The sequence below is a fragment of the Pseudomonadales bacterium genome, assembly GCA_024234215.1.
GTDB lineage: Bacteria > Pseudomonadota > Gammaproteobacteria > Pseudomonadales > UBA5862 > JACKOQ01.
The window spans coordinates 93,379-112,556 of the sequence record JACKOQ010000006.1; the positions used below are offsets into that span (position 1 = coordinate 93,379).

Consider the following 19,178-nt stretch of genomic DNA (forward strand, 5'->3'; position numbering starts at 1 on the left):
TGAACGGATAGATTCACCCTCCCGCACCATCCTGTCCGAGCCCACCCATGCAGCCTCTGCCTGAAAATCCTGCCGACCCTTCGGCAAAGCCTCCATTTCACGGCTGGCGGATGGTGGCCATCGCCTTCTTTACCGACTTCATTTCGGTCGGCTTTTTTTTCTACTCCTACGGCATCTTCTTTCTTGCACTGAGCAAGGAGTTCGGCGGCAGTCACCTGGATGTGTCGCTCGGTTTCATGATCAGCAATGTCAGCGGCGCCCTGATGGCGCCCTTTCTCGGACGGGCGCTCGACCGCTACCCCACCCGCTGGATCATGCTGCTCGGCGCGACGGTACTGGCACTGGGTTATGGATTGCTCTCGACCATCTCGGCACTGTGGCAGTTCTATCTGATTCTCGCCACCTGCAATGCCTTTGGTGGTGCGGCCATGGGCGGGCAGGCCTCTTCCAAACTGGTTGCGGCCTGGTTCATCCGCAAGCGTGGTCTGGCGCTGGGCATCGCCACCATGGGCATCTCCGCCTCGGGCCTGGTGATGCCAACACTCTCCGCCTGGCTGATCGACCATATCGGCTGGCGCGGTGGCTACCTAGTCTACTGCATTGTAGCCCTGCTTTGCGTGGCACCAGTGGTGGCACTGCTGGTCAGATCCAACCCGGAAGAGCTTGGCCAACGGCCTGACGGTGCCACCGATGCACAGCACCGCGCCTTTCTGGGTGGCGCTGAAGCCGAATGGAGCACGGCTGCCATTCTGCGATCGAGCAATTTCTGGTTCATTGCGCTGACCTTCGCGTTGCTGGTCGGGGTGTTTCAGGCCATTCTGATCCACATGGTGCCGCAATTGACCAGCCAGGGGCTTTCGACCACCCAGGCCGCCATGATCCTCTCGGTCTCGGCAGGCATTGGCGTGATCGGCAAGGTGGTGTTCGGCTGGCTGACCGACCACAATGAGCCGAAGTTCGCGGTCTGGCTCTGCATCATCACGCAACTGCTTGGCGCGATCCTGCTGATGCTCTGCAGCAGTTACCTCTGGCTGTTGCTGGGTGGCGCCTTGTTCGGTTTCGGCATGGGCGGTGTCGTGCCACTGCAAAGTTCCACCACCGGACAGATCTTCGGTCGCCTGTCGTTCGGCCGAGTTTCGGGTCTGATCCGACCGGCAATGATTCCGCTGCAGATGTGCGCGGTCCCGCTGGCCGGCTGGATCTATGATCAAACCGGCAGCTACCGCATCTCCTACCTGATCATGATCCTGGCACTGCTGATCGCTGCCATCACCATCGCCCTGGTCAAGGTGCCTGCACGCGAACCCGATGTCGCGGCAGCCATCGAGTGACACCGGGTCATGGGGCAATTGACTCGGGCGAAGCGCCGATGATACTTTTGCGGCTCCTCGTCGAGGCCACGCACCAGCAACTTGCCGTCAGGCAGTGTTCACTTCTGGTGGCCAGAAATGCTTGGTGCGGAACAACAGCACATCGCCACCCGGCGATGCGATAACAACAGCATCTGTCAAACAAGGAGAACGGACGCTTATGGCTACGATCAATCCTCCGGGATTTCCGATCGAGCGTGGCAAGATCCATGAATTTGCCAACTCGCTTCAAGACGACAACCCCATGTATCACGACGAGGTCGCAGCCAAGGCAGCCGGTCTGCCTTCAGTCCCGGCCCCTCCGACCTACACCGCCACCTCCGCCCATTTTTCCAGCGGCGATGATGGCAGCGCGATCAAAAGTCTGGGTCTTGACCTGCGCTTCGTGCTCCACGGTGGCCAGGAGTTCGAGTTCGTCCGACCAGTCTTTGCCGGCGATGTGCTGACGATGCGCACCGGTGAAGTCAAATCCTTCGTCAAGGAAGGCAAGCGCGGCGGCCAGATGAAAATCTTCGACATGTTCAGCGAATATGTCGATCAGAACGGCAACGTCGTGATCAAGGTCAAGAACACCGTATTGCAGACTGGAGGAGTGGTCAAAGATGGCTGATTCAGCATTCGACAAAATCAAGGAAGGTGACGAATACAGCTTCGTCGTCAAGAATTTCAACCGCACCCAGTTCGTCAAGTACGCCGGCGCCGGTGGCGACTTCAACCCGATCCACCATGATCAGACCTTCGCCGAATCCGCCGGCCTGCCGACGGTCTTTGGCATGGGGATGCTCACCTCGGGCATGCTGGCACGGGTGCTGACCGACTGGTTCGGCGCCACCTCGGTGAAGAAGTACGGTTTTCGCTTCAAGACCCGCCTGTGGCCGGGCGATGATGTCACCTTCAAGGGTGTGGCCACCAAGGTCTACAGCGAAGGCGGCATCAAGCATGTCGATCTCGACCTCACCGCTGTCAATCAGAAAGGTGAAGTGCTGATCGAGAGCAACGCCACCTGCCGTCCCTGGAAGCCCTGACCGACTCCTGCCACTGCGGGCTTTGGCCCGCAGTGGACCCCTCCCCTTCCCGCCTGCTTTTTCTTCTGCCTGGATCTCTCCCCACCGCGGCACAACCGTCAGTAAATGCCGATATCCAGTCCGGCCGCCATCGTCATTCCCAACTCATGCGCCTGTGCCAGGCATGACGCCGAGACCGCACCTCGGCAGATCAGCGGTTCGAGAACCGGCTTGAGCGCATAGCCGCGGGCAATGCGCTCGATCTGGCCCACTGCACCGGTGCCATCGTTTTCGCAGCTGATGAAGAGCGCATAGGGCTTTGCGGTCACCCGATCCTGCGCCGGATAGTAGGTTCGATCGAAAAAATCCTTCAGCCCGCCCGACATGTAGCCGAAATTTTCCGGCGTCCCCAGCAGCAGGCCATCACACCAGAGCAGCTCATCCAGTCCCGCATCGGTCGCACGCAGCAGCCGGCTCTCCACCTCCTCCACCGCCAGCGCACCGCGGTAGACCGACTGCGCCAGTTGCAGGGTGTTGCCACTCTGGCTGTGAAACAGGATCAGCAGCTTGGCCATGGCGAAGACTCCGCTATGGGACGTGGTCGAGTCCGGCCTGCACCTGCTCGGCGGCACGCAGCAGCGCGCGCGCCTTGTTTTCGGTCTCCTGCCACTCGCTCTCTGGCACCGAATCCGCCACGATGCCGGCCGCGGCCTGCACGTAGAGCATGCCCTGCTTGACGATGCCGGTGCGGATGGCGATGGCCAGGTCCATCTCGCCCGAGAAGCTCAGATAACCACAGGCACCACCATAGAGCCCACGCTTGATCGGCTCCAGTTCGTCGATGATCTCCATCGCCCGCACCTTGGGTGCACCAGTCAGGGTGCCGGCCGGAAAGGTCGCCCGCAACACATCGAGGTTGCTGGTTCCCGGTTTCAGCACCCCCTCGACATTGGAGACGATGTGCATGACGTGGGAGTAGCGCTCGATCACCATCTGGTCGGTGACCTTGACGCTGCCGGTCTCGGCGATGCGACCGATGTCATTGCGCGCCAGATCGATCAGCATCACATGTTCGGCACGCTCCTTCGGATCGCTCAGCAGCTCCTCGGCGTTGTGGCGATCCTGCTGGGGGTCGGCACCGCGCGGCCGGGTGCCGGCCAGCGGGCGGATGGTCACCTTGGTCGTGCCCGAACCGCTCGACTCCTGCCGCACCAGAATCTCCGGAGAGGCGCCCACCACCTGAAAATCGCCGAAATCGTAGTAGTACATGTAGGGCGACGGGTTCAGCGAGCGCAACGCGCGATAGAGGGTCAGCGGTGAGTCACTGAAGGGTTGCTTGATCCGCTGGCCGATCTGCACCTGCATCATGTCGCCGGCGGCGATGTACTCCTTGGCACGCAGCACCGCCGCCAGATAGTCCTCCTTGCGAAAATCACGCTGCGGCAGGGTCGCCGGGCTCGGTCGACTCTGCGGAAGGGTCAGCGGACCGCGCAGCAGTTCGAGCAGTTGCTGCAGCCGTGCCTGACCCTGGGCATAGGCAGCGGGCAACGCTGGATCGACGTAGACGATCAGATAGATCTTGCTGGCCAGATTGTCGATCACCGCCAACTCTTCGCTCTGCAGCAGCAGGATGTCGGGCATGCCGATTTCGTCGGGATGGTCGAAACCGGCCAGCTTCGATTCGATGTAACGGATGGTGTCATAACCAAAATAGCCCGCCAGACCACCACAGAAGCGCGGAAAGCCGACCGGCACATGGACCTTGCAGCGCGCCTGATACTGCTCGAGAAAATCGAGCGGGTTGCCCTCGTGGCGCTCGATGACCGCGCCATGGCTGACCACCTCGGTGATCGATTCACGCACCCGAAGCAAGGTGTGGGCCGGCAGGCCGATGAAGGAGTAGCGGCCAAAGCGTTCGCCGCCCACCACCGACTCCAGCAGAAAACTGTTGGGCGCATCGGCCAGCTTGAGATAGATCGACAGCGGTGTATCGAGGTCGGCAAAGGTCTCCAGCGTCAGCGGCAGCCGGTTGTAACCTTCGGCGGCAAGGCGGTTGAACTCGGTTTCGGTCAAAGAGATCATGAAAACTCCATGGCAACGGGCGCAACAGACAGACTCATCGGCAGGCACTCAACGGCGGATGCCACGCCATCGCGATTGATAAGGAATTTTGATGATGGCCTGCATGACGCTGCGGTTCATCTGACTGTGACCGGTCTTCCGGGCCGATTGGGAGCATGGCGGCTCATGCACTACTTCGCCCGCAGATAGAGCACCTTCTGACTCGAACCCGCCGCCTGCCGCTCTTCGGTCACGAACAGATCGGTTCGGGCCCGGACCAGATCGGAAAGCTTGCGGTAGCCATAGAGCCTGGCGTCGAAATCGGGTTGCAACTTGGTCAGATAACTGCCAAAGGTGCCCACCTGCGCCCAGCCGGCATCGTCGATCGACTGATCGAGCGCGGTCAGCACGAATTCGGTCGGAAACTCCAGCTTCGGTTCGTTCGTCTCGGCCAGAGTCTGTGCCGGAGCCGATTTTTTCCGACGCGCCGTCCGCGTGGCGGCGGCTGCCGGCTTGGCTGTCATCGCCGGACGCAGCACCTCGGTGAAGATGAACTTGTGGCAGGCGTTGCGGAACGCCTCTGGCGTCTTCTTCTCGCCAAACCCCAGCACCGTGAGCCCCTCTTCACGCAGCCGCATCGCCAGACCGGTGAAGTCACTGTCGCTGGTGATCAGGCAAAAGCCATCGAACTTGCGGGTATAGAGCAGATCCATCGCATCGATGATCAGCGTGCTGTCGGTGGCGTTCTTGCCGGTGGTGTAGGCAAACTGCTGCACCGGTTTGATCGCATAGCGCTGCAGCACCTTTTTCCACGAAGCACTGGTGGGCGAGGTGAAGTCGCCGTAGATGCGCTTGACCGTCGCCTCGCCAAAACGGGCGATCTCGGCCAGCAGCGCCTCGATGACGGCAGCCTGGGCATTGTCGGCATCGATCAGCACCGCCAACCGCAGCGTCGGCTCATCGGCATCGATTTTTGGGTCGGGTCGTACCTGAATCATGCTCAATTCACCTTACGGGCAGTGGTCAAACTGTTGCGACCGTTTCGCATGGCACTCTCAAGCCGGATTGCGTTCGACCCGCGCCAACTCGGCGCGCATGGCCGCAACGGTCGCACGATAGTCATCGCTGCCGAAGAGTGCAGAACCGGCCACGAAGGTGTCGGCACCCGCTTCGGCCACGGCGCGGATGTTGTGCAGGCCAATGCCGCCATCGATCTCGAGCCGAACTGGATTGGGCGCGGCATCGAGCCGCCGGCGCGCCTGCTCGATCTTGGCCAGGGTGCCGGGAATGAATTTCTGCCCACCAAACCCGGGGTTGACCGACATCAGCAGCACCAGCGACAGCTTGTCGAGCAGGTGGTCGAGATGGTTCAGCGGGGTGGCCGGATTGAACACCAGCCCTGCCGCGCAACCGCCATCGATGATCAGTTGCAGCGACCGGTCGATGTGCTCGCTCGCCTCGGGGTGAAAGGTGATCAGGCTGGCGCCAGCCTCGATGAAGTCACCGATGATGCGATCGACCGGCTTGACCATCAGATGCACATCGATCGGCGCGGTGATGCCATAGCCGCGCAGCGCCTTCACCACCGAAGGGCCAAAGGTGAGATTGGGAACGTAGTGGTTGTCCATCACATCGAAATGCACCCAGTCGGTGCCGGCCGCAAGCATCGCGGCCACGTCGTCACCGAGACGGGCCAGGTCGGCCGAGAGAATGGACGGTGCAAGCAGAAATTCCACGGCAGTTCCCGAAAAAATGGCCCATTCTACCGGCACCCAGTCTGTTTGTCCTGACCTTCTCCTGCGGCAAAATTGTACAAACAAGGATCGATCTGGATATTGTGTGATCATTAACGCTGTGCTTTGATTGGCGTGACACAGCGTGCACTCGGTATTGAACAGGGTGGAGCATGACAACAACACCTTTCGAAGAGCGGCGCCGGAACCGACCATGGATCAACCTGCGTCATCTGGGCATCGCCGGCCGAAGACGCACGGCGCCACAGCCGCGACTGGCACGCAACCGCTACGTTGACCTGTACGAGCCGGTCTATCTGTTGATCGCGGTGCTGCTGATCATCGCAGCAGCTGGCGATGCCTTGATGACGCTGCGCCTGATCGAGCATGGCGCACAGGAGTTGAACTGGCTGATGGCATTCTGGCTGGTCAACGACCCCGACTATTTCGTGCAGTCAAAGCTGCTGATCACCGCGCTGTCGGTGATCTTTCTGACCATCCACAAGAACTTCGTTCTGTTCGGCCGGATTCCGGTCAGCACGCTGCTGCGGACCGCCTGTGGCGGTTACCTCACGCTGCTCGGTTACGAAGCGGCGCTGCTCACTCTGATTGCCTGAACAGCCGGGCAGCACGAATCAGTTCGTAGGCACTCCTGATCTCATGGGTCTGCTGGCCAGCGGCCTGTATCTGCTCCGCTGAAGCACCACCCGCCTGCAAACGGTCGGGGTGATGCTGACTCAGTTTGCGGCGATAAGCGAGCTTGACCTCTTCATCGCTGGCGTTTCTGTTCACCTGCAGCAGCTGATAGGCCTGCATCAGCACCGAGGCTGGGGTGGTGGCCGGCTCCGCCGGGCGTGACTGCTGGCGACGCAGACGTGATTCGATGCGCCGCAGTGTCTCGGGAGCGATCTCGATCCGCACGGCAATGCGCTCGATCAACGCCCGCTCACCCGCACACAGCGCTCCATCACTCAGCGCCAACCCGATCAACATGCCCAGCCACTGCTCGGCCAGTTTCGGCTGGTGGCACAGCGTGTCGGCGAGTCTGTCCAGTTGTCGATCGATCTCGGCAGGCGTGGCACCCTTGCCCTGTCTGAACAGTTCGATCAGTTCGGCACGGTCACGCCCCTGCGTCACCATGCGGTCGATCAGACGGCTGGTGACGGCAATCTCGGCCTCATTGACCCGCCCGTCGATCTTGGCCAGATGGCCCATCAGCATGAACAGCGGCCGCAGTGCGGCCACGGTCTTTTGCGCGGATGTGTCAGCGCGGGCAAGCCCGCCCAGGCGCTGATCGAGCAGATGGCCGGCCAGCAGACCCAGCACCAGCCCGCTCCAGCGGAGCGAATCGGGCGCCCAGATCAGGCCGGTCAGCGCCCCAAGCAACTTGCCGATCCAGGGCGGCTGGGACGCGACGATGGAAAATCGCTTCACGCCACCCCTCCGGCCAGTTCACGCTCTGCCCGTTGCAGCCGCTCCGGCGTGCCGACATCGATCCAGCGTCCAGGATGCAATTCACCACTGACCCGATCGCTCTGCATGGCGGCGATCAGCAGCGGTGCCAGCGGAAAAACGCCGGGATGGCATCCCGCAAAGAGCTGCGGTGACAGCAGGGCGATGCCGCTGTAGGTGAGCCGGCGCGCGCCGGGCATCGCCTGGCTCCGCACCGCTGCGCTGGGCGACAGATAGAAGTCACCTTCGCGATGGTGGTCAGGATTTTCGACCAGCAGCAGATGGGCCAGTTTTCCCGGTGGCAGCCTGAGTCGGGCGAAGTCGAAGTCGGTCAGTACATCGCCATTGACGATCAGAAAGGGAGCGTCGTCCAGCAGCGGCAGCGCCTGCAGGATGCCACCGCCGGTTTCGAGCGGTTCGTCGGGCTCCTGCGAATAGTGCAGCCGCACGCCGTGGCGTTGACCGTCTCCCAGCGCATCGATGATCTGCTGCCCAAGATGGGCGCAGTTGATCACGATGTCACGGACTCCAGAACGCCTCAACGCCTCGATATGGTGGAGAATCAGCGGCTTGCCGCCCACCGGCAGCAGCGCCTTGGGGGTGTGCAGCGTGAGTGGACGCATCCGCGTGCCCTTCCCTGCCGCCAGAATCATCGCTTTCATCGCCGTCGCGGCACCCGCCAGCAAAAGAGTACTGAATCACTGATCTTTGCAGTGTAGCAATTCAAACAGCACTCAGCCTTGCCAGTTGGGTGCCCGCCTTTCGGCAAAGGCGCGCGCCCCTTCGACCATGTCGGGGCTGTTGAGCATGGCCGTCACCATCGGGTAGCTGGCCGCCATCGCCTCGCGCAGGGGCAGATCAAGACCCGACATCGCCAACTGTTTGGTCGCACGCACCGCCAATGGGGCGCAGGCCGCAATCTCGGCGGCCCAACGCTGTGCGGTGGCCATCAGTTCCGCAGCCGGCACCACTTCGTTGACGAAACCCAGTTCATGCGCTTCGGCTGCGCTCACCTTGCGTCCATTGAGCAGCATGCCCATCGCCTGCTTGAGGCCGATCTGCCGCGCCAGACGATGCACGCCACCCGCCAGGGCGGCCACGCCGACCCGCGGTTCCGAAAGCGCAAAGATCGCATGTTCGGCAGCGATGACAATGTCGCAGGCCAGCGCCATCTCCAGACCGCCGCCATAGGCCCCGCCATTGACCGCGGCGATCACCGGCTTGCTGTTGTCGAAGCGGTGGGTGAGTCCGGCAAATCCGGACGGCGGCAGCCGCAGCGGTTCGCCCTTGGCGACATTCTTCAGATTCATGCCGGCACAGAAGGCACGCTCTCCGGCACCGGTGATGACCGCGACCCACCATTGCGGGTTGCGCTCGAACTCATCGAACAGCTCATGCAAGGCCAGGCAAGCCGCACTGTCGAGCGAGTTGGAGATCTCCGGCTGTTGCAGGGTCACCGTGATCACGTGGCCATCGACCGCCAGGCTGTAGTACTCAGACATGCAATATCCTCCATGAATAAATATTTTTATCTTTATGAAAAATCAGATCATTCTATTTTCTCGTCAACCACTGCCTGAACCGCAACGGCATCGAGTCGGGGATGGGTGGCCATCCGCGGCAGCAGGCGCTCGCGAAACCACTGTGCAAAGGGCTGCAACGGGCCATGGGGGGCACAGCCTGCCAACAGATGTCGCGCCACGCGCGGCAGATCGGCCAGGTAGCCCTCTTTGCCGTCGCGCAGAAACAGCCGGCTGAAGATGCCCAGCACCTTCAGGTGGCGCTGCACGCCGATCCAGTCGAACCAGTGCAGAAACTGCTCCGGCGAAACTTCCGACAGCAGGGCCGCGTTCTGAGCCAGCCGATGGTATTGAGTCACCCAGCGACTGACCTGCTGAGGTGGCCAGAACAGATAGCAATCCTTCAGCAGCGACACCAGATCGTAGGTGATCGGCCCGATCACCGCATCCTGAAAGTCGATCACGCCGACCATGCCATCAGCGCACAGCAGCAGGTTGCGCGAATGGTAGTCGCGGTGTACCGGACACTGCGGCTGCGCAAGCGCCAATTCGATCAATTCGTCATAAAGCTGATGCAGCATCCGTTGCTCCGACTGCGTCAGCTCGACCCCCAGCAACTCGGCGATGAACCACTGATCGAACAGCCGCAGTTCGCTGTGCAGCAGCGTTCGATCATAGGGCGGCAGCTTGCAGCCAGGCAACTCGGACACCGATTGCAGCCGCAGCAGCGGTTGAAAAGCGGCCTGATAGAGCTGATCGACCCGCTGCGGATCGGCAGCGGTCAACTCACCCAGATAGAGTCGATCACCCAGATCATCCAGCAATAAAAAACCCTGATCGAGGTCGGCCGCCAGCACCCGTGGCACCCGGATGCCGAGCTGTGCCAAACCACCCGCCACGGCGATGAAGGGACGCACATCCTCCTTGGCGGGGGGAGCATCCATCAGCACCCAGCTCTGCCGTTCCCGCTGAAGTCGAAAATAGCGGCGGAAACTGGCATCCCCGGCCAGCTTCGCGAAGCGCCAGCCATCGGCCGGATCGGCGCTCAAACCGGGGTTCTCTGCTAGAATGGCCGCGGCCCAGTTTCGCAGTTGCAGGGCGCGCGCATCTCTTGTCGTGGTGATAGAAAGGTCCATGCCCGGTCCGATGTTCAAAGTGCTCCATTATCTGCCCTTCACCCTGCTGCCACCAGAGCATGCAGGAGTCGGCGCGCCATCTGCCCGCCTCGGTCGTCTGAAGCGGGGTCATGGATGAAACATCCGTTGCCACGGAGCCTCTTCCTGTTTCTTGTCCTGCTGCACACTGCCCCCGGTCAGGCCGAATCGACTCACCAGAGCGCGGCAGCGCTCGACTGGCATCCGCGCGAGGCGCTGCCGGCCGAGATGCAGGCCAGGATACCTGTGACCTGCCCCGGCCTTTACATCGACCCGATGGCCAACGTCGAACTGACCGCACCGGCCAACCCGGAGGGCGCGGCCGCCGATTCAGTCAACATCCAAGCCAGTTATGTCGAGTCGCTGCTGGCCGAAACCTTCAGCCTCGATGGCGATGTGGTGCTGGAGGATTCGCCCTGGCGCATGACCGCCAAGCGCGGCAACATTGATTTACCGCAGGGCAAATGGTCGCTGCAGGAGGAGGTCGAACTGCGCGGCAAGGGGCTGCTGCTGCGCGGCGCCAAGGCCGACTACGACCGCTCCGGCAACACCGCCAGAATGAGTGACGGTCAGTTCGTGCTGCACGAGCGCGAACTGCATGGCAATGCCAGACAGATCTCCGTCAACCGTGACAGCGGCATCATCACGCTGAAACAGGCTGCCCTGACCGGTTGCCCACCTGGCGACGACAGTTGGTGGCTGCGCAGCGATTACATCCGGCTCGACCCCAAGAGCGGTTTCGGCAGCACCCGCAACGCCCGCATCGATCTGGCCGGCATTCCGACGCTGCACGTCCCCTATTTTTACTTCCCGATCGATGACCGTCGCCACAGCGGTTTTCTGATTCCCAGCCTTGGCAACGACCTTACCAACGGCCTGGAAGCGACCTTCCCTTACTACTTCAACCTGGCCCCCAACTACGACTACACCCTGACGCCCAGGTTGATGAGCAAGCGTGGCACGCTGCTCGGTAACGAGTTTCGCTACCTCACCGAACAGAGCCGTGGCGACACCCGGCTCAGCCTGCTGCCGGATGACCTGCTTGGGGCGACATCGAACCCGGAGCGCTCGCAGCGCTGGCTCTATGGCATCGACCACCGCACCTTCACTCCCTCGGGCTGGGATCTGTCGCTCGATCTGAACCGGGCCAGCGACCGTGACTATTTTGTCGACCTGGGCGGAAAGGGACTCGACAGCCACTCGCTGACCAACCTGCGGCAGGCCGCCGAAGCGCAGTACCGCTTCGATGACCTGCGGCTGAGCGGGCTGTTGCAGAGCTTTCAGAGCCTGGACGCAGCGCAAATCTCGCCCTACCGCACCCTGCCGAGCCTGACGCTCGACTATCAACCGCTGATCGGACAGTTTCTGGTCGGTTCGCTCTACAGCAACTTCTCCTATTTCGACCGCGACACCGGCGGACTCACCGGCCTGGATGCGCTGACCGGCGGACGACTCTCGCTCGATCTGGCGCTGCAACGCCCGTGGCGCGACAACTTCGCCTTTGTGATTCCGAGCGTGAAGCTGCGCCATCGCCAGTATCAACTGACCGATCCGCTGGCCAGTGGCAGCGACCAGCCCGAACTGAATGCGCTGAGCATGGCGCTCGACAGCGGCCTGGTGTTCGAGCGCCCCACCCAGTGGCGTGGCGCGGCCGCCACCCAGACGCTGGAGCCGCGCCTCTATCTGCTCTCGACCAGCACCAGCAGTGCGCAGCGCGACTTTCCGCTGTTCGACACCACTGAACGGCCACTCACCTACACCACGCTGTTCAGCGACAACCGTTTTGTCGGCGGCGACCGCATCAGCGATGGCCGCCAGGCCAACCTGGCCGTCAGCACCCGCATGCTCGAAAACGACGGCCAGGAGGCATGGCGGCTCAGTCTGGGACAGATCTTCTACCTGAAGGACCGCGAAGTGACCCTGCAAGGTCCACCCGGCAGCAGTGAGACCGATGGTCAGTCGGCCTACCTCGGCGAACTGGCAGTGCAGCTGAACGACCAATCCAGTCTGCTCACCAGCCTCACCGCCGACAATGGCCTCGACCGGATCGACGAGGCGCTGGTTCACCTGCACTATGCCGCCGACCGGCAGCGCCTGGGCAACCTCGGCTACCGATTGAGCCATGACGCCGCGGGCAATGTGATCAAGCAGAGTGACCTCTCCTTCCTCTACCCGGTCGGCGACCGGGTTCGCCTGCTTGGCCGCTGGCGCGCCGACATTGCCTCAGGCAGTTCGCTCGAGGAGATCCTCGGCGCCGAATATGAGGCCTGCTGCTGGAAATTACGTCTGGTCAATCGTCGCTGGCGCCGCGAGGTGATTGCCCTCGGCGACACCCGCATGGAGTCGACCATCGAACTGCAACTGATCCTCAAGGGTCTGTTCGGTCTCGGCAACCGCCTCGACGAACTGCTCGGCAGCAGCATCCAGGGCTACCCCGGCCGTGATGAGCGATTCTGAACCTCTGACTTTCACCTTTCTGTCGCGGACACCATCGATCCATGCTTGACCACCATTTTACCCGCCTCCTTCTCTCCCCCCTCCGTCTGGCCAGCGCGACCGGCCGATGGCTCCTCCCCCTGACCCTGTCGCTGGCCTCCCTGGTGTCGCCTGCGCTGCAGGCAGCACAGCAGCAGTGGCTCGATACCACCGTCGCCATCGTCGAGAACGATGTCATTCTGGCCAGCCAGATCAACCGCCGGATCGATCAGGTGGCGGCCAATCTGCGCGCCAAGGGCAGTACGCCACCGCCCCGCGAACAGCTCTACAAGCCGGTGCTCGAACAGTTGATTCTCGAAAGCCTGCAACTGCAGATGGCCGACCGCGCCTCGATCCGGATCGATGACAACAGCCTGAATCAGACCATCGACACCATCGCCAAACAGAATGGCATGGACCTCGACACCCTGCAGAAGACCCTGGAGGCCGAGGGCACCCCTTTTCCGGTATTTCGAGAACGCATTCGCCGCGAGATGCGCATCTCGCGGCTGCGGCAGGGCATCATCGGCAGCGGCATTCAGATCAGCGACCGCGAGGTGACGGAGTTCCTCAACTCGCAAGAGGGCAAGGCACAGCGCCCGACCGAGTTCCATCTGGCGCACATTCTGATTGCGCTGCCCGAAAACGCCCTGCCCGAAACCGTCGAAGCAGCCAGGCATCAAGCTGACGAGGTCGCCGCACAGCTCAAGCAGGGCAGCAGTTTCGACCAGTTGGCGCTGACCCAGTCGAACGCCTCGACCGCGCTCGAAGGCGGCGATCTGGGCTGGAGGCGCGAAGCCGAACTGCCCTCGCTGTTCAGCGGCCTGGTCTCCAGCATGCAGTTGGGCGAGGTCCGGGGCCCGATCCGAAGCCCCAGCGGTTTTCACTTCATCAAGCTGCTCGACAAGCGCGGGGAACCGCTGAAGCAGGCGTTGCAGCTGCATGTCCGTCACATTCTGATCGCCCCCAACGAGATTCGCGACCCGCAGCAGAGCCAGCAGCTCGCCAACGAGATCGTACAGCGGCTGCAACGGGGCGAGGCCTTTGATGAACTGGCACGCACCTACTCCGATGACCCCGGCTCGAGCCACGCCGGCGGCGACCTCGGCTGGAGCGACCCCGAACGGTTCGCACCCGAATTCCAGGCCGCCATCGCCGAACTGCCCGATGGCGTGGTCAGCAAACCCTTCCGCACCCGCTTCGGCTGGCATGTCGCCCGCGTGGAGGGACGTCGCTCGACCGACATCTCGCATGAATATCAGCTCAACCAGGCGCGCGAACTGCTGTTCAGACGCAAATTCGACGAAGAGCTGGGCAACTGGCTGCGCAAGATTCGTGATGAAGCCTATGTCGAATTTCTCCAGTAATCCCCAGCCCGCAGCGCCGATTGCGCTGACCTGCGGCGAGCCGGCCGGCATCGGCCCCGACCTCGCCGTCATGGTGGCGCAGCGCCCGACACTGCCGCCGCTGGTGGCGATTGCCGACCCGGAACTGCTGTCAAGCCGCGCCCGGCTGCTGGGGCTGCCGCTGCAGCTCAAGCCGTGGCAGACAGGCCTCGATGCCGGCCAGCACACGGCGGGAGAGCTGTGGGTGACACCGCTGCCACTGAAGCGCCCGGCGCGTCCCGGTCAGCTCGACCCGCTCAACAGCGACTATGTGCTCCAGAGCCTGCGCGACGCCGCCGAGGGGGCACTGAGCGGTCGCTTTGCCGCACTGGTGACCGCACCAGTGCAGAAGAGCGTGATCAATGACGCTGGACACCCCTTCAGTGGCCACACCGAATTCTTTGCCGAACTGGCCGGCGTCGAGCGGGTGGTGATGATGCTCGCCTGCCCACAGCTGCGGGTGGCGCTGGTCACCACCCACCTGCCGCTGTGCGCGGTGCCGGCTGCGATCACCGCGACCGTGCTCGACAGCACGCTGCGGATCGTTGATGCCGAGCTGCGCCGCAAGTTCGGCATCAACGATCCCCGACTGCTGGTCGCCGGCCTCAACCCCCATGCCGGCGAAGGGGGTCACCTGGGCCGCGAGGAGATCGAGGTGATCACCCCGGTGCTCGAACGACTGCGTGGCGAGGGAATGCGTCTCGAAGGCCCACTGCCGGCCGACACCCTCTTCACTCCGCCCTACCTCGCCCGTGCCGACGCGGTGGTGGCGATGTACCACGACCAGGGATTGCCGGTGCTGAAGGCGCTGGGGTTTGGCGAAGCGGTCAACATCACCTTGGGCCTGCCCTTCATCCGCACCTCGGTCGACCATGGCACGGCACTCGACTTGGCCGGCACCGGCCGGGCCCGGGTCGACAGCCTGCTGGCCGCCATCGACTGTGCCAGACAACTGACCGGCACCGCACGACCGTGAGCAACGGACACCGGCCCCGCAAGCGCTTTGGTCAGCATTTTCTGCATGACCGCGCGACGCTGGCGCAAATCCACAGCAGCGTTGCGCCCACCCCGGCCGACCACCTGGTGGAGATCGGGCCCGGCACCGGCGCCCTCACCGAGCTGTTCGCCCCCGCCGCCCGCCGGCTTGATCTGATCGAGATCGACCGCGACCTGGTGCTGATGTTGCAGCGGAAGTTCGCCGCCCTGCCTCAGCTGCGGCTCCATCAGGCCGATGCCCTGCGGTTCGACTTCACCAGACTGGTCATCGATCGACCACTGCGCATCATCGGCAACCTGCCCTACAACATCTCCACGCCGCTGCTCTTTCACCTGATCGAACAGGCCGCATCGATTCAGGACATGCACTTTCTGCTGCAGAAAGAGGTGGTCGACCGGCTCGCCGCCGCGCCAGCCAGTGCCGACTATGGCCGCTTGAGCGTGATGGTGCAGTACCACTGCCTGATCGAACCACTGTTCGACGTGCCGCCCGAAGCCTTTTCGCCACCCCCGCGGGTCGATTCACGCGTGGTGCGCATCACTCCGCTGCGGCAGCGGCCGGTACAGGCCCGCGATGAGCGACGACTCGCCGAGGTGGTGCGCGTGGCCTTCACCCAGCGCCGCAAGAAGATCAGGAATGCGCTAGAATCGCTGATCGATGGCAACCGTCTGCAACAGATCGGCATCGACCCCGCGCTGCGACCCGATCAGCTCGATCTGCTCGACTTCGTGGCCATCAGTGACTTTCTGACCCCTCAGGACGACAGCGCGCGTGACCAGTGATGCCCAAATGAGATCGACCGATACCATCCCCGAGCCGATCGATGACCGCTACCACATCCGCACCGCAGTGCAGACCCGTTATCTGCCCGAGCAGTCCGAACCCGAGCGCAACCGCTTCGTCTTCGCCTACACCATCACCCTCACCAATGAGGGCAGCATCGGCGCACAACTGATCAGCCGCCACTGGATCATCACCGACGGCGAAGCCCAAGTGCAGGAGGTGAAAGGCGAAGGGGTGGTCGGTGAACAGCCCCATCTGTCACCGGGCAAGAGCTACCGCTACAGCAGTGGCACCATTCTCGGCACCGAAGTCGGCACCATGCAGGGCAGCTACCAGATGGTGAGCGACGACGGTACCCGGTTCGATGCCCTCATCGCCCCGTTCACGCTGGCGCGGCCACACGCGCTGCACTGATCCAGCGCCTCGACGGTGAACTGAACAGTGGCCACCTACGCCGTCGGCGACATCCAGGGTTGCTACGACCCACTCAACCGCCTGCTCGACGCCTGCCACTTCGACCCGGCGGCCGATCAACTCTGGGTGGTGGGCGACATGGTCAACCGCGGTCCCGACTCGCTGGCCACCCTGCGCCTGCTCCAGTCGCTCGACCGCTGCGTGGTGGCCGTGCTGGGCAACCATGACCTGCACCTGCTCGCGGTGGCGCTCGATAACCCGCCCCAGCAGAGCAACCCGACCCTGAAGCAACTGCTCGAAGCCAAGGACCGTGCGCCCCTGCTCGACTGGCTGCGCCAGCGTCCTTTCCTGCACGAGGCGCTGATCGAGACCGAATCCGGTCCTGAGCAAATGGTGATGACCCATGCCGGCATCCCGCCGATCTGGAGCCTCACCGAAGCCAGATCACATGCCCAGGAGGCAGCAGAACTGCTGCGCGGCAAAAACCATCCGCGCTATCTGCGCGGCATGTATGGCAACAAACCCGACCGCTGGAGCCCGCAACTGACCGGCATCGCCCGCTTTCGCGCCATCACCAACTACTTCACCCGCATGCGCTTCTGCGCCGCCGATGGCCGCCTCGAACTGACCGTCAAGGAGAGCAGCGCCGCCGCCCCGCGCGGTTTCGCCCCCTGGTTCACGCTGCCGATGCGACATGATGAGCCGCCCTACACACTGCTGTTCGGCCACTGGGCCGCCCTCGACGGCCACACCGGCCGCAACGACCGGCTGGCGCTCGACACCGGCTGCGTCTGGGGCCGGCGCATGACGATGCTGCGGCTCGAAGACCGCCACCCGTTCACGGTCGCCTGCCGCTGACGGCCAGCGTCGCTTGCCACACGCGGGCGTGACCGCGTCCCGGCGCCATCACACGGCGGCGCGTGATTCCATTGGTCCTGGTGGCCCAAAAGATCGATCCCTGTCGAGCGATTTCGCAACAGCCGTGACACTGAAAAAAGATTCCAGAGCATGGGCGCCCTGAAAGGCCTGGATTGACGAAAGTCGGCGGGGTATGTCTCGCGCCGGCCGCGAATGTTCAGGATGACCGCGGCCGGGCAAAGCGTGTCGTGTGTCTGCGAACAGGAGCGGCCTGATCGGCCGAAGCAGGCTGACGGGCCAGCGACCCGTCAGCCCAAGGCGGGGATTACACCAACTTCCACTGCACCAGTGTGAAGGGATTTTTGGGGTCTTCGTTGTGCTCTTCATAGACTGCTTCGACGGCACTGCCGATGATCACCTCCTGCCGTCCATCGCCCAGCAGGTTGCCGACCATGCGGACATTGCCGGCCTGCGGCAGTTCGATCAGCACCACCAGATAGGGGCCACGCTCCTTCAGCACCGGGTGCACCGGGTGCCAGATGCGCTCGTAGCTGTAGATGCGGCCCGTGCCGGCCACTTCGGCCCAGCCGAGGTCGAAGGAGTGGCAGTGGTTGCAGATCTGTTCCGGTCCCCACTGGTACTGCTTGCACTGGTTGCAGCGCTGCACCATCAGCTTGTGGGCACGGGTGCCTTCCCAATAGGGCTTGTCGAGGCCATCGTTGGCGGGCGCGGGAGCCGGAAGACCAACAGGCAGATAATAGGCGTTCGCGCTCATCAGAGAACCTCCTCGGTGCCGTAGATACAGGTGCTGACCGGTGAAACCATCGGACCGGCGGCCGCCAGTGCTACCTTGGCGTTGGCCACCTGGTTGGTGGATTGACCGCGCAACTGGCGGATCGCCTCGATCTGCAGACCCAACCCATGCATGTAGCACTCGGCCAGGTTGCCGCCGCTGGTGTTGAGCGGCAGCTTGCCACCGACCACCAGGTTCTCCAGCTTGAAGAACTCATTGGCCTCTTCGGGGGTGCAGAGGTTGTGCTCGATCATCGTCATCAGCACGCCGCCGGTGAAGTTCTCGTAGATCTGCGCGACGTCGACATCCTTGGCAGTGACGCCGGCCATCTCGTACATGCGGGCCGTCAACTGGGTGAAGTTCGACGAACCGTAATCACCGGCGTTGTGGACCGGGGCGCCGGCACGGTGGCCGGAACCCTGGGCCGCGCCCAGCAGATAGACCGGCTTCTGCTTCATGTCGCGGGCCCGCTCGGGCGAGGTGAGGATGATCGCCGCGGCGCCATCGTTCTCCATGCAGCAGTCATAGAGGTGGAAGTAGGGCTCGACGATCCAGCGCGACTGGTCATACTTCTCTTCGGTCAGCGGCTTGCCATACATGATGGCGCGCGGGTTGTTCTGCGCATGGTGGTAGGAGGCCATCGAGATGGCACGCAATGTGTTGGGTCCGATCTTGTGGTCATGCATGAAGCGCACGACCTTCATCGCGAACGACTGGGCCGGCGACATCAGACCATAGGGCGCGGTGTAGGCGCGCTCACCCTGGGCGTAGGCTGCCGTCGAGCCCTGGCCAAAGCGGCCGAACTGGCCCTGGGCCAGTGCACGGTAGGCCACCACCACATCGGCATAGCCGGCATGGATGGCCGCCGCCGCGTTGGAGATCGCACCGGCCGCGCCGCCGCCACCGCCACCCCACTGCATCACCGACAGTCGCATCGTCGGAATGCCGAGCGCCGCCGACAGCCGGGTCGGGTCATTGCGGTCGTCACTGAAGGAGCAGAAGCCATCGATCTGCTTCGGGGAGATTCCCGCATCCTCACAGGCCTTGAGAATGGCCTGCAAACCCAGTTTGAATTCGGCATCAGGGGATTCACCGCGCTTGTAGTAGGTGGTTTCACCCACCCCCACCACGGCGACCTGGCCACGAATGGAGCCTTTGCTCATGGTCGATCGATCCTCA

The 19,178-nt window shown here is 63.0% G+C and carries 20 protein-coding genes; 10 read left to right on the forward strand and 10 right to left on the reverse strand.

Annotation, left to right across the window (positions count from 1 at the left end; translation table 11 throughout):
* Window positions 1-47 precede the first annotated feature (47 nt).
* The 3 genes from H7A13_11105 (at window position 48) to H7A13_11115 (ending at window position 2,395) form a co-directional block, all read left to right on the forward strand.
* Window positions 48-1,331 (forward strand): MFS transporter, encoded by a 1,284-nt coding sequence (locus H7A13_11105; protein ID MCP5333883.1) that lies wholly within the window; start codon window positions 48-50, stop codon window positions 1,329-1,331.
* Between the two features lie 199 nt (window positions 1,332-1,530).
* Window positions 1,531-1,980 (forward strand): MaoC family dehydratase N-terminal domain-containing protein, encoded by a 450-nt coding sequence (locus H7A13_11110; GenBank protein ID MCP5333884.1) that lies wholly within the window; start codon window positions 1,531-1,533, stop codon window positions 1,978-1,980.
* A complete protein-coding gene (locus H7A13_11115) occupies window positions 1,973-2,395 on the forward strand; it encodes a dihydroxy-acid dehydratase (GenBank protein ID MCP5333885.1) in 423 nt (140 codons plus the stop codon). Before H7A13_11110 ends, H7A13_11115 begins: the two co-directional genes overlap by 8 nt.
* A gap of 98 nt (window positions 2,396-2,493) precedes the next feature.
* Here the strand turns inward: H7A13_11115 and H7A13_11120 are convergent, their stop codons facing one another.
* From H7A13_11120 to rpe, 4 genes are all read right to left on the reverse strand, one after another.
* Window positions 2,494-2,949: a flavodoxin family protein gene (locus H7A13_11120; protein MCP5333886.1), complete on the reverse strand. Its 456-nt coding sequence runs from the start codon at window positions 2,947-2,949 to the stop codon at window positions 2,494-2,496.
* A gap of 13 nt (window positions 2,950-2,962) precedes the next feature.
* Entirely contained in the window at window positions 2,963-4,447 is a 1,485-nt protein-coding gene (locus H7A13_11125; protein ID MCP5333887.1) for an anthranilate synthase component I, read from the reverse strand.
* Between the two features lie 179 nt (window positions 4,448-4,626).
* On the reverse strand, window positions 4,627-5,433 hold the full coding sequence (locus tag H7A13_11130; GenBank protein MCP5333888.1) for an NYN domain-containing protein: 807 nt from the start codon (window positions 5,431-5,433) through the stop codon (window positions 4,627-4,629).
* 57 nt (window positions 5,434-5,490) lie between these two features.
* The gene (rpe, locus tag H7A13_11135; protein ID MCP5333889.1) at window positions 5,491-6,282 is read right to left on the reverse strand and encodes a ribulose-phosphate 3-epimerase; all 792 of its coding nucleotides are present in this window, start codon (window positions 6,280-6,282) and stop codon (window positions 5,491-5,493) included.
* Between the two features lie 59 nt (window positions 6,283-6,341).
* Here rpe and H7A13_11140 point away from each other — a divergent pair, with 59 nt between their 5' ends.
* Window positions 6,342-6,785 carry a hypothetical protein gene (locus tag H7A13_11140; GenBank protein ID MCP5333890.1) on the forward strand — a complete coding sequence of 148 codons (444 nt, stop codon included), beginning with the start codon at window positions 6,342-6,344 and terminating at the stop codon, window positions 6,783-6,785.
* On the opposite strand, the gene djlA is transcribed toward H7A13_11140, so the two are convergent.
* From djlA to H7A13_11160, 4 genes are all read right to left on the reverse strand, one after another.
* A complete protein-coding gene (djlA, locus tag H7A13_11145; GenBank protein MCP5333891.1) occupies window positions 6,769-7,602 on the reverse strand; it encodes a co-chaperone DjlA in 834 nt (277 codons plus the stop codon). The genes H7A13_11140 and djlA overlap by 17 nt on opposite strands.
* Window positions 7,599-8,282, reverse strand: a complete 684-nt coding sequence (locus H7A13_11150; GenBank protein MCP5333892.1) for a nucleotidyltransferase family protein — start codon at window positions 8,280-8,282, stop codon at window positions 7,599-7,601. The genes djlA and H7A13_11150 overlap by 4 nt, the downstream gene beginning before the upstream one ends.
* A gap of 72 nt (window positions 8,283-8,354) precedes the next feature.
* Window positions 8,355-9,122 carry an enoyl-CoA hydratase/isomerase family protein gene (locus H7A13_11155; GenBank protein ID MCP5333893.1) on the reverse strand — a complete coding sequence of 256 codons (768 nt, stop codon included), beginning with the start codon at window positions 9,120-9,122 and terminating at the stop codon, window positions 8,355-8,357.
* 47 nt (window positions 9,123-9,169) lie between these two features.
* Window positions 9,170-10,276 (reverse strand): phosphotransferase, encoded by a 1,107-nt coding sequence (locus tag H7A13_11160; GenBank protein MCP5333894.1) that lies wholly within the window; start codon window positions 10,274-10,276, stop codon window positions 9,170-9,172.
* A 114-nt stretch (window positions 10,277-10,390) separates the two neighbouring features.
* On the opposite strand from H7A13_11160, the gene H7A13_11165 reads away from it, so the two are divergent.
* The 6 genes from H7A13_11165 (at window position 10,391) to H7A13_11190 (ending at window position 17,206) form a co-directional block, all read left to right on the forward strand.
* Window positions 10,391-12,751 (forward strand): LPS-assembly protein LptD, encoded by a 2,361-nt coding sequence (locus H7A13_11165; GenBank protein ID MCP5333895.1) that lies wholly within the window; start codon window positions 10,391-10,393, stop codon window positions 12,749-12,751.
* A gap of 143 nt (window positions 12,752-12,894) precedes the next feature.
* Window positions 12,895-14,136 (forward strand): peptidylprolyl isomerase, encoded by a 1,242-nt coding sequence (locus H7A13_11170; protein ID MCP5333896.1) that lies wholly within the window; start codon window positions 12,895-12,897, stop codon window positions 14,134-14,136.
* Window positions 14,108-15,130 (forward strand): 4-hydroxythreonine-4-phosphate dehydrogenase PdxA, encoded by a 1,023-nt coding sequence (pdxA, locus tag H7A13_11175; GenBank protein ID MCP5333897.1) that lies wholly within the window; start codon window positions 14,108-14,110, stop codon window positions 15,128-15,130. The genes H7A13_11170 and pdxA overlap by 29 nt, the downstream gene beginning before the upstream one ends.
* A complete protein-coding gene (rsmA, locus tag H7A13_11180) occupies window positions 15,127-15,933 on the forward strand; it encodes a 16S rRNA (adenine(1518)-N(6)/adenine(1519)-N(6))-dimethyltransferase RsmA (GenBank protein MCP5333898.1) in 807 nt (268 codons plus the stop codon). The genes pdxA and rsmA overlap by 4 nt, the downstream gene beginning before the upstream one ends.
* Before the next feature lie 7 nt (window positions 15,934-15,940).
* Window positions 15,941-16,348, forward strand: coding sequence for a Co2+/Mg2+ efflux protein ApaG (gene apaG, locus H7A13_11185; GenBank protein ID MCP5333899.1), 408 nt, complete (start codon window positions 15,941-15,943; stop codon window positions 16,346-16,348).
* Between the two features lie 27 nt (window positions 16,349-16,375).
* Complete coding sequence (locus H7A13_11190) at window positions 16,376-17,206, forward strand: symmetrical bis(5'-nucleosyl)-tetraphosphatase (GenBank protein ID MCP5333900.1); 831 nt, start codon at window positions 16,376-16,378, stop codon at window positions 17,204-17,206.
* A 325-nt stretch (window positions 17,207-17,531) separates the two neighbouring features.
* On the opposite strand, the gene H7A13_11195 is transcribed toward H7A13_11190, so the two are convergent.
* Entirely contained in the window at window positions 17,532-17,981 is a 450-nt protein-coding gene (locus H7A13_11195; protein MCP5333901.1) for an OB-fold domain-containing protein, read from the reverse strand.
* Window positions 17,981-19,162 carry an acetyl-CoA acetyltransferase gene (locus H7A13_11200; GenBank protein MCP5333902.1) on the reverse strand — a complete coding sequence of 394 codons (1,182 nt, stop codon included), beginning with the start codon at window positions 19,160-19,162 and terminating at the stop codon, window positions 17,981-17,983. The genes H7A13_11195 and H7A13_11200 overlap by 1 nt, the downstream gene beginning before the upstream one ends.
* Window positions 19,163-19,178: the final 16 nt, after the last annotated feature.

Excerpts from the sequence above, each read along its gene's own strand:
- H7A13_11105 (MCP5333883.1), top strand. The coding sequence starts at position 48 with ATGCAGCCTCTGCCTGAAAATCCTGCCGACCCTTCGGCAAAGCCTCCA.
- H7A13_11110 (MCP5333884.1), top strand. The coding sequence starts at position 1,531 with ATGGCTACGATCAATCCTCCGGGATTTCCGATCGAGCGTGGCAAGATC.
- H7A13_11115 (MCP5333885.1), top strand. The coding sequence starts at position 1,973 with ATGGCTGATTCAGCATTCGACAAAATCAAGGAAGGTGACGAATACAGC.
- H7A13_11120 (MCP5333886.1), bottom strand. The coding sequence starts at position 2,949 with ATGGCCAAGCTGCTGATCCTGTTTCACAGCCAGAGTGGCAACACCCTG.
- H7A13_11130 (MCP5333888.1), bottom strand. The coding sequence starts at position 5,433 with ATGATTCAGGTACGACCCGACCCAAAAATCGATGCCGATGAGCCGACG.
- rpe (MCP5333889.1), bottom strand. The coding sequence starts at position 6,282 with ATGATCACACAATATCCAGATCGATCCTTGTTTGTACAATTTTGCCGC.
- H7A13_11140 (MCP5333890.1), top strand. The coding sequence starts at position 6,342 with ATGACAACAACACCTTTCGAAGAGCGGCGCCGGAACCGACCATGGATC.
- H7A13_11150 (MCP5333892.1), bottom strand. The coding sequence starts at position 8,282 with ATGAAAGCGATGATTCTGGCGGCAGGGAAGGGCACGCGGATGCGTCCA.
- H7A13_11155 (MCP5333893.1), bottom strand. The coding sequence starts at position 9,122 with ATGTCTGAGTACTACAGCCTGGCGGTCGATGGCCACGTGATCACGGTG.
- H7A13_11160 (MCP5333894.1), bottom strand. The coding sequence starts at position 10,276 with ATGGACCTTTCTATCACCACGACAAGAGATGCGCGCGCCCTGCAACTG.
- H7A13_11165 (MCP5333895.1), top strand. The coding sequence starts at position 10,391 with ATGAAACATCCGTTGCCACGGAGCCTCTTCCTGTTTCTTGTCCTGCTG.
- pdxA (MCP5333897.1), top strand. The coding sequence starts at position 14,108 with ATGAAGCCTATGTCGAATTTCTCCAGTAATCCCCAGCCCGCAGCGCCG.
- apaG (MCP5333899.1), top strand. The coding sequence starts at position 15,941 with ATGAGATCGACCGATACCATCCCCGAGCCGATCGATGACCGCTACCAC.
- H7A13_11195 (MCP5333901.1), bottom strand. The coding sequence starts at position 17,981 with ATGAGCGCGAACGCCTATTATCTGCCTGTTGGTCTTCCGGCTCCCGCG.
- H7A13_11200 (MCP5333902.1), bottom strand. The coding sequence starts at position 19,162 with ATGAGCAAAGGCTCCATTCGTGGCCAGGTCGCCGTGGTGGGGGTGGGT.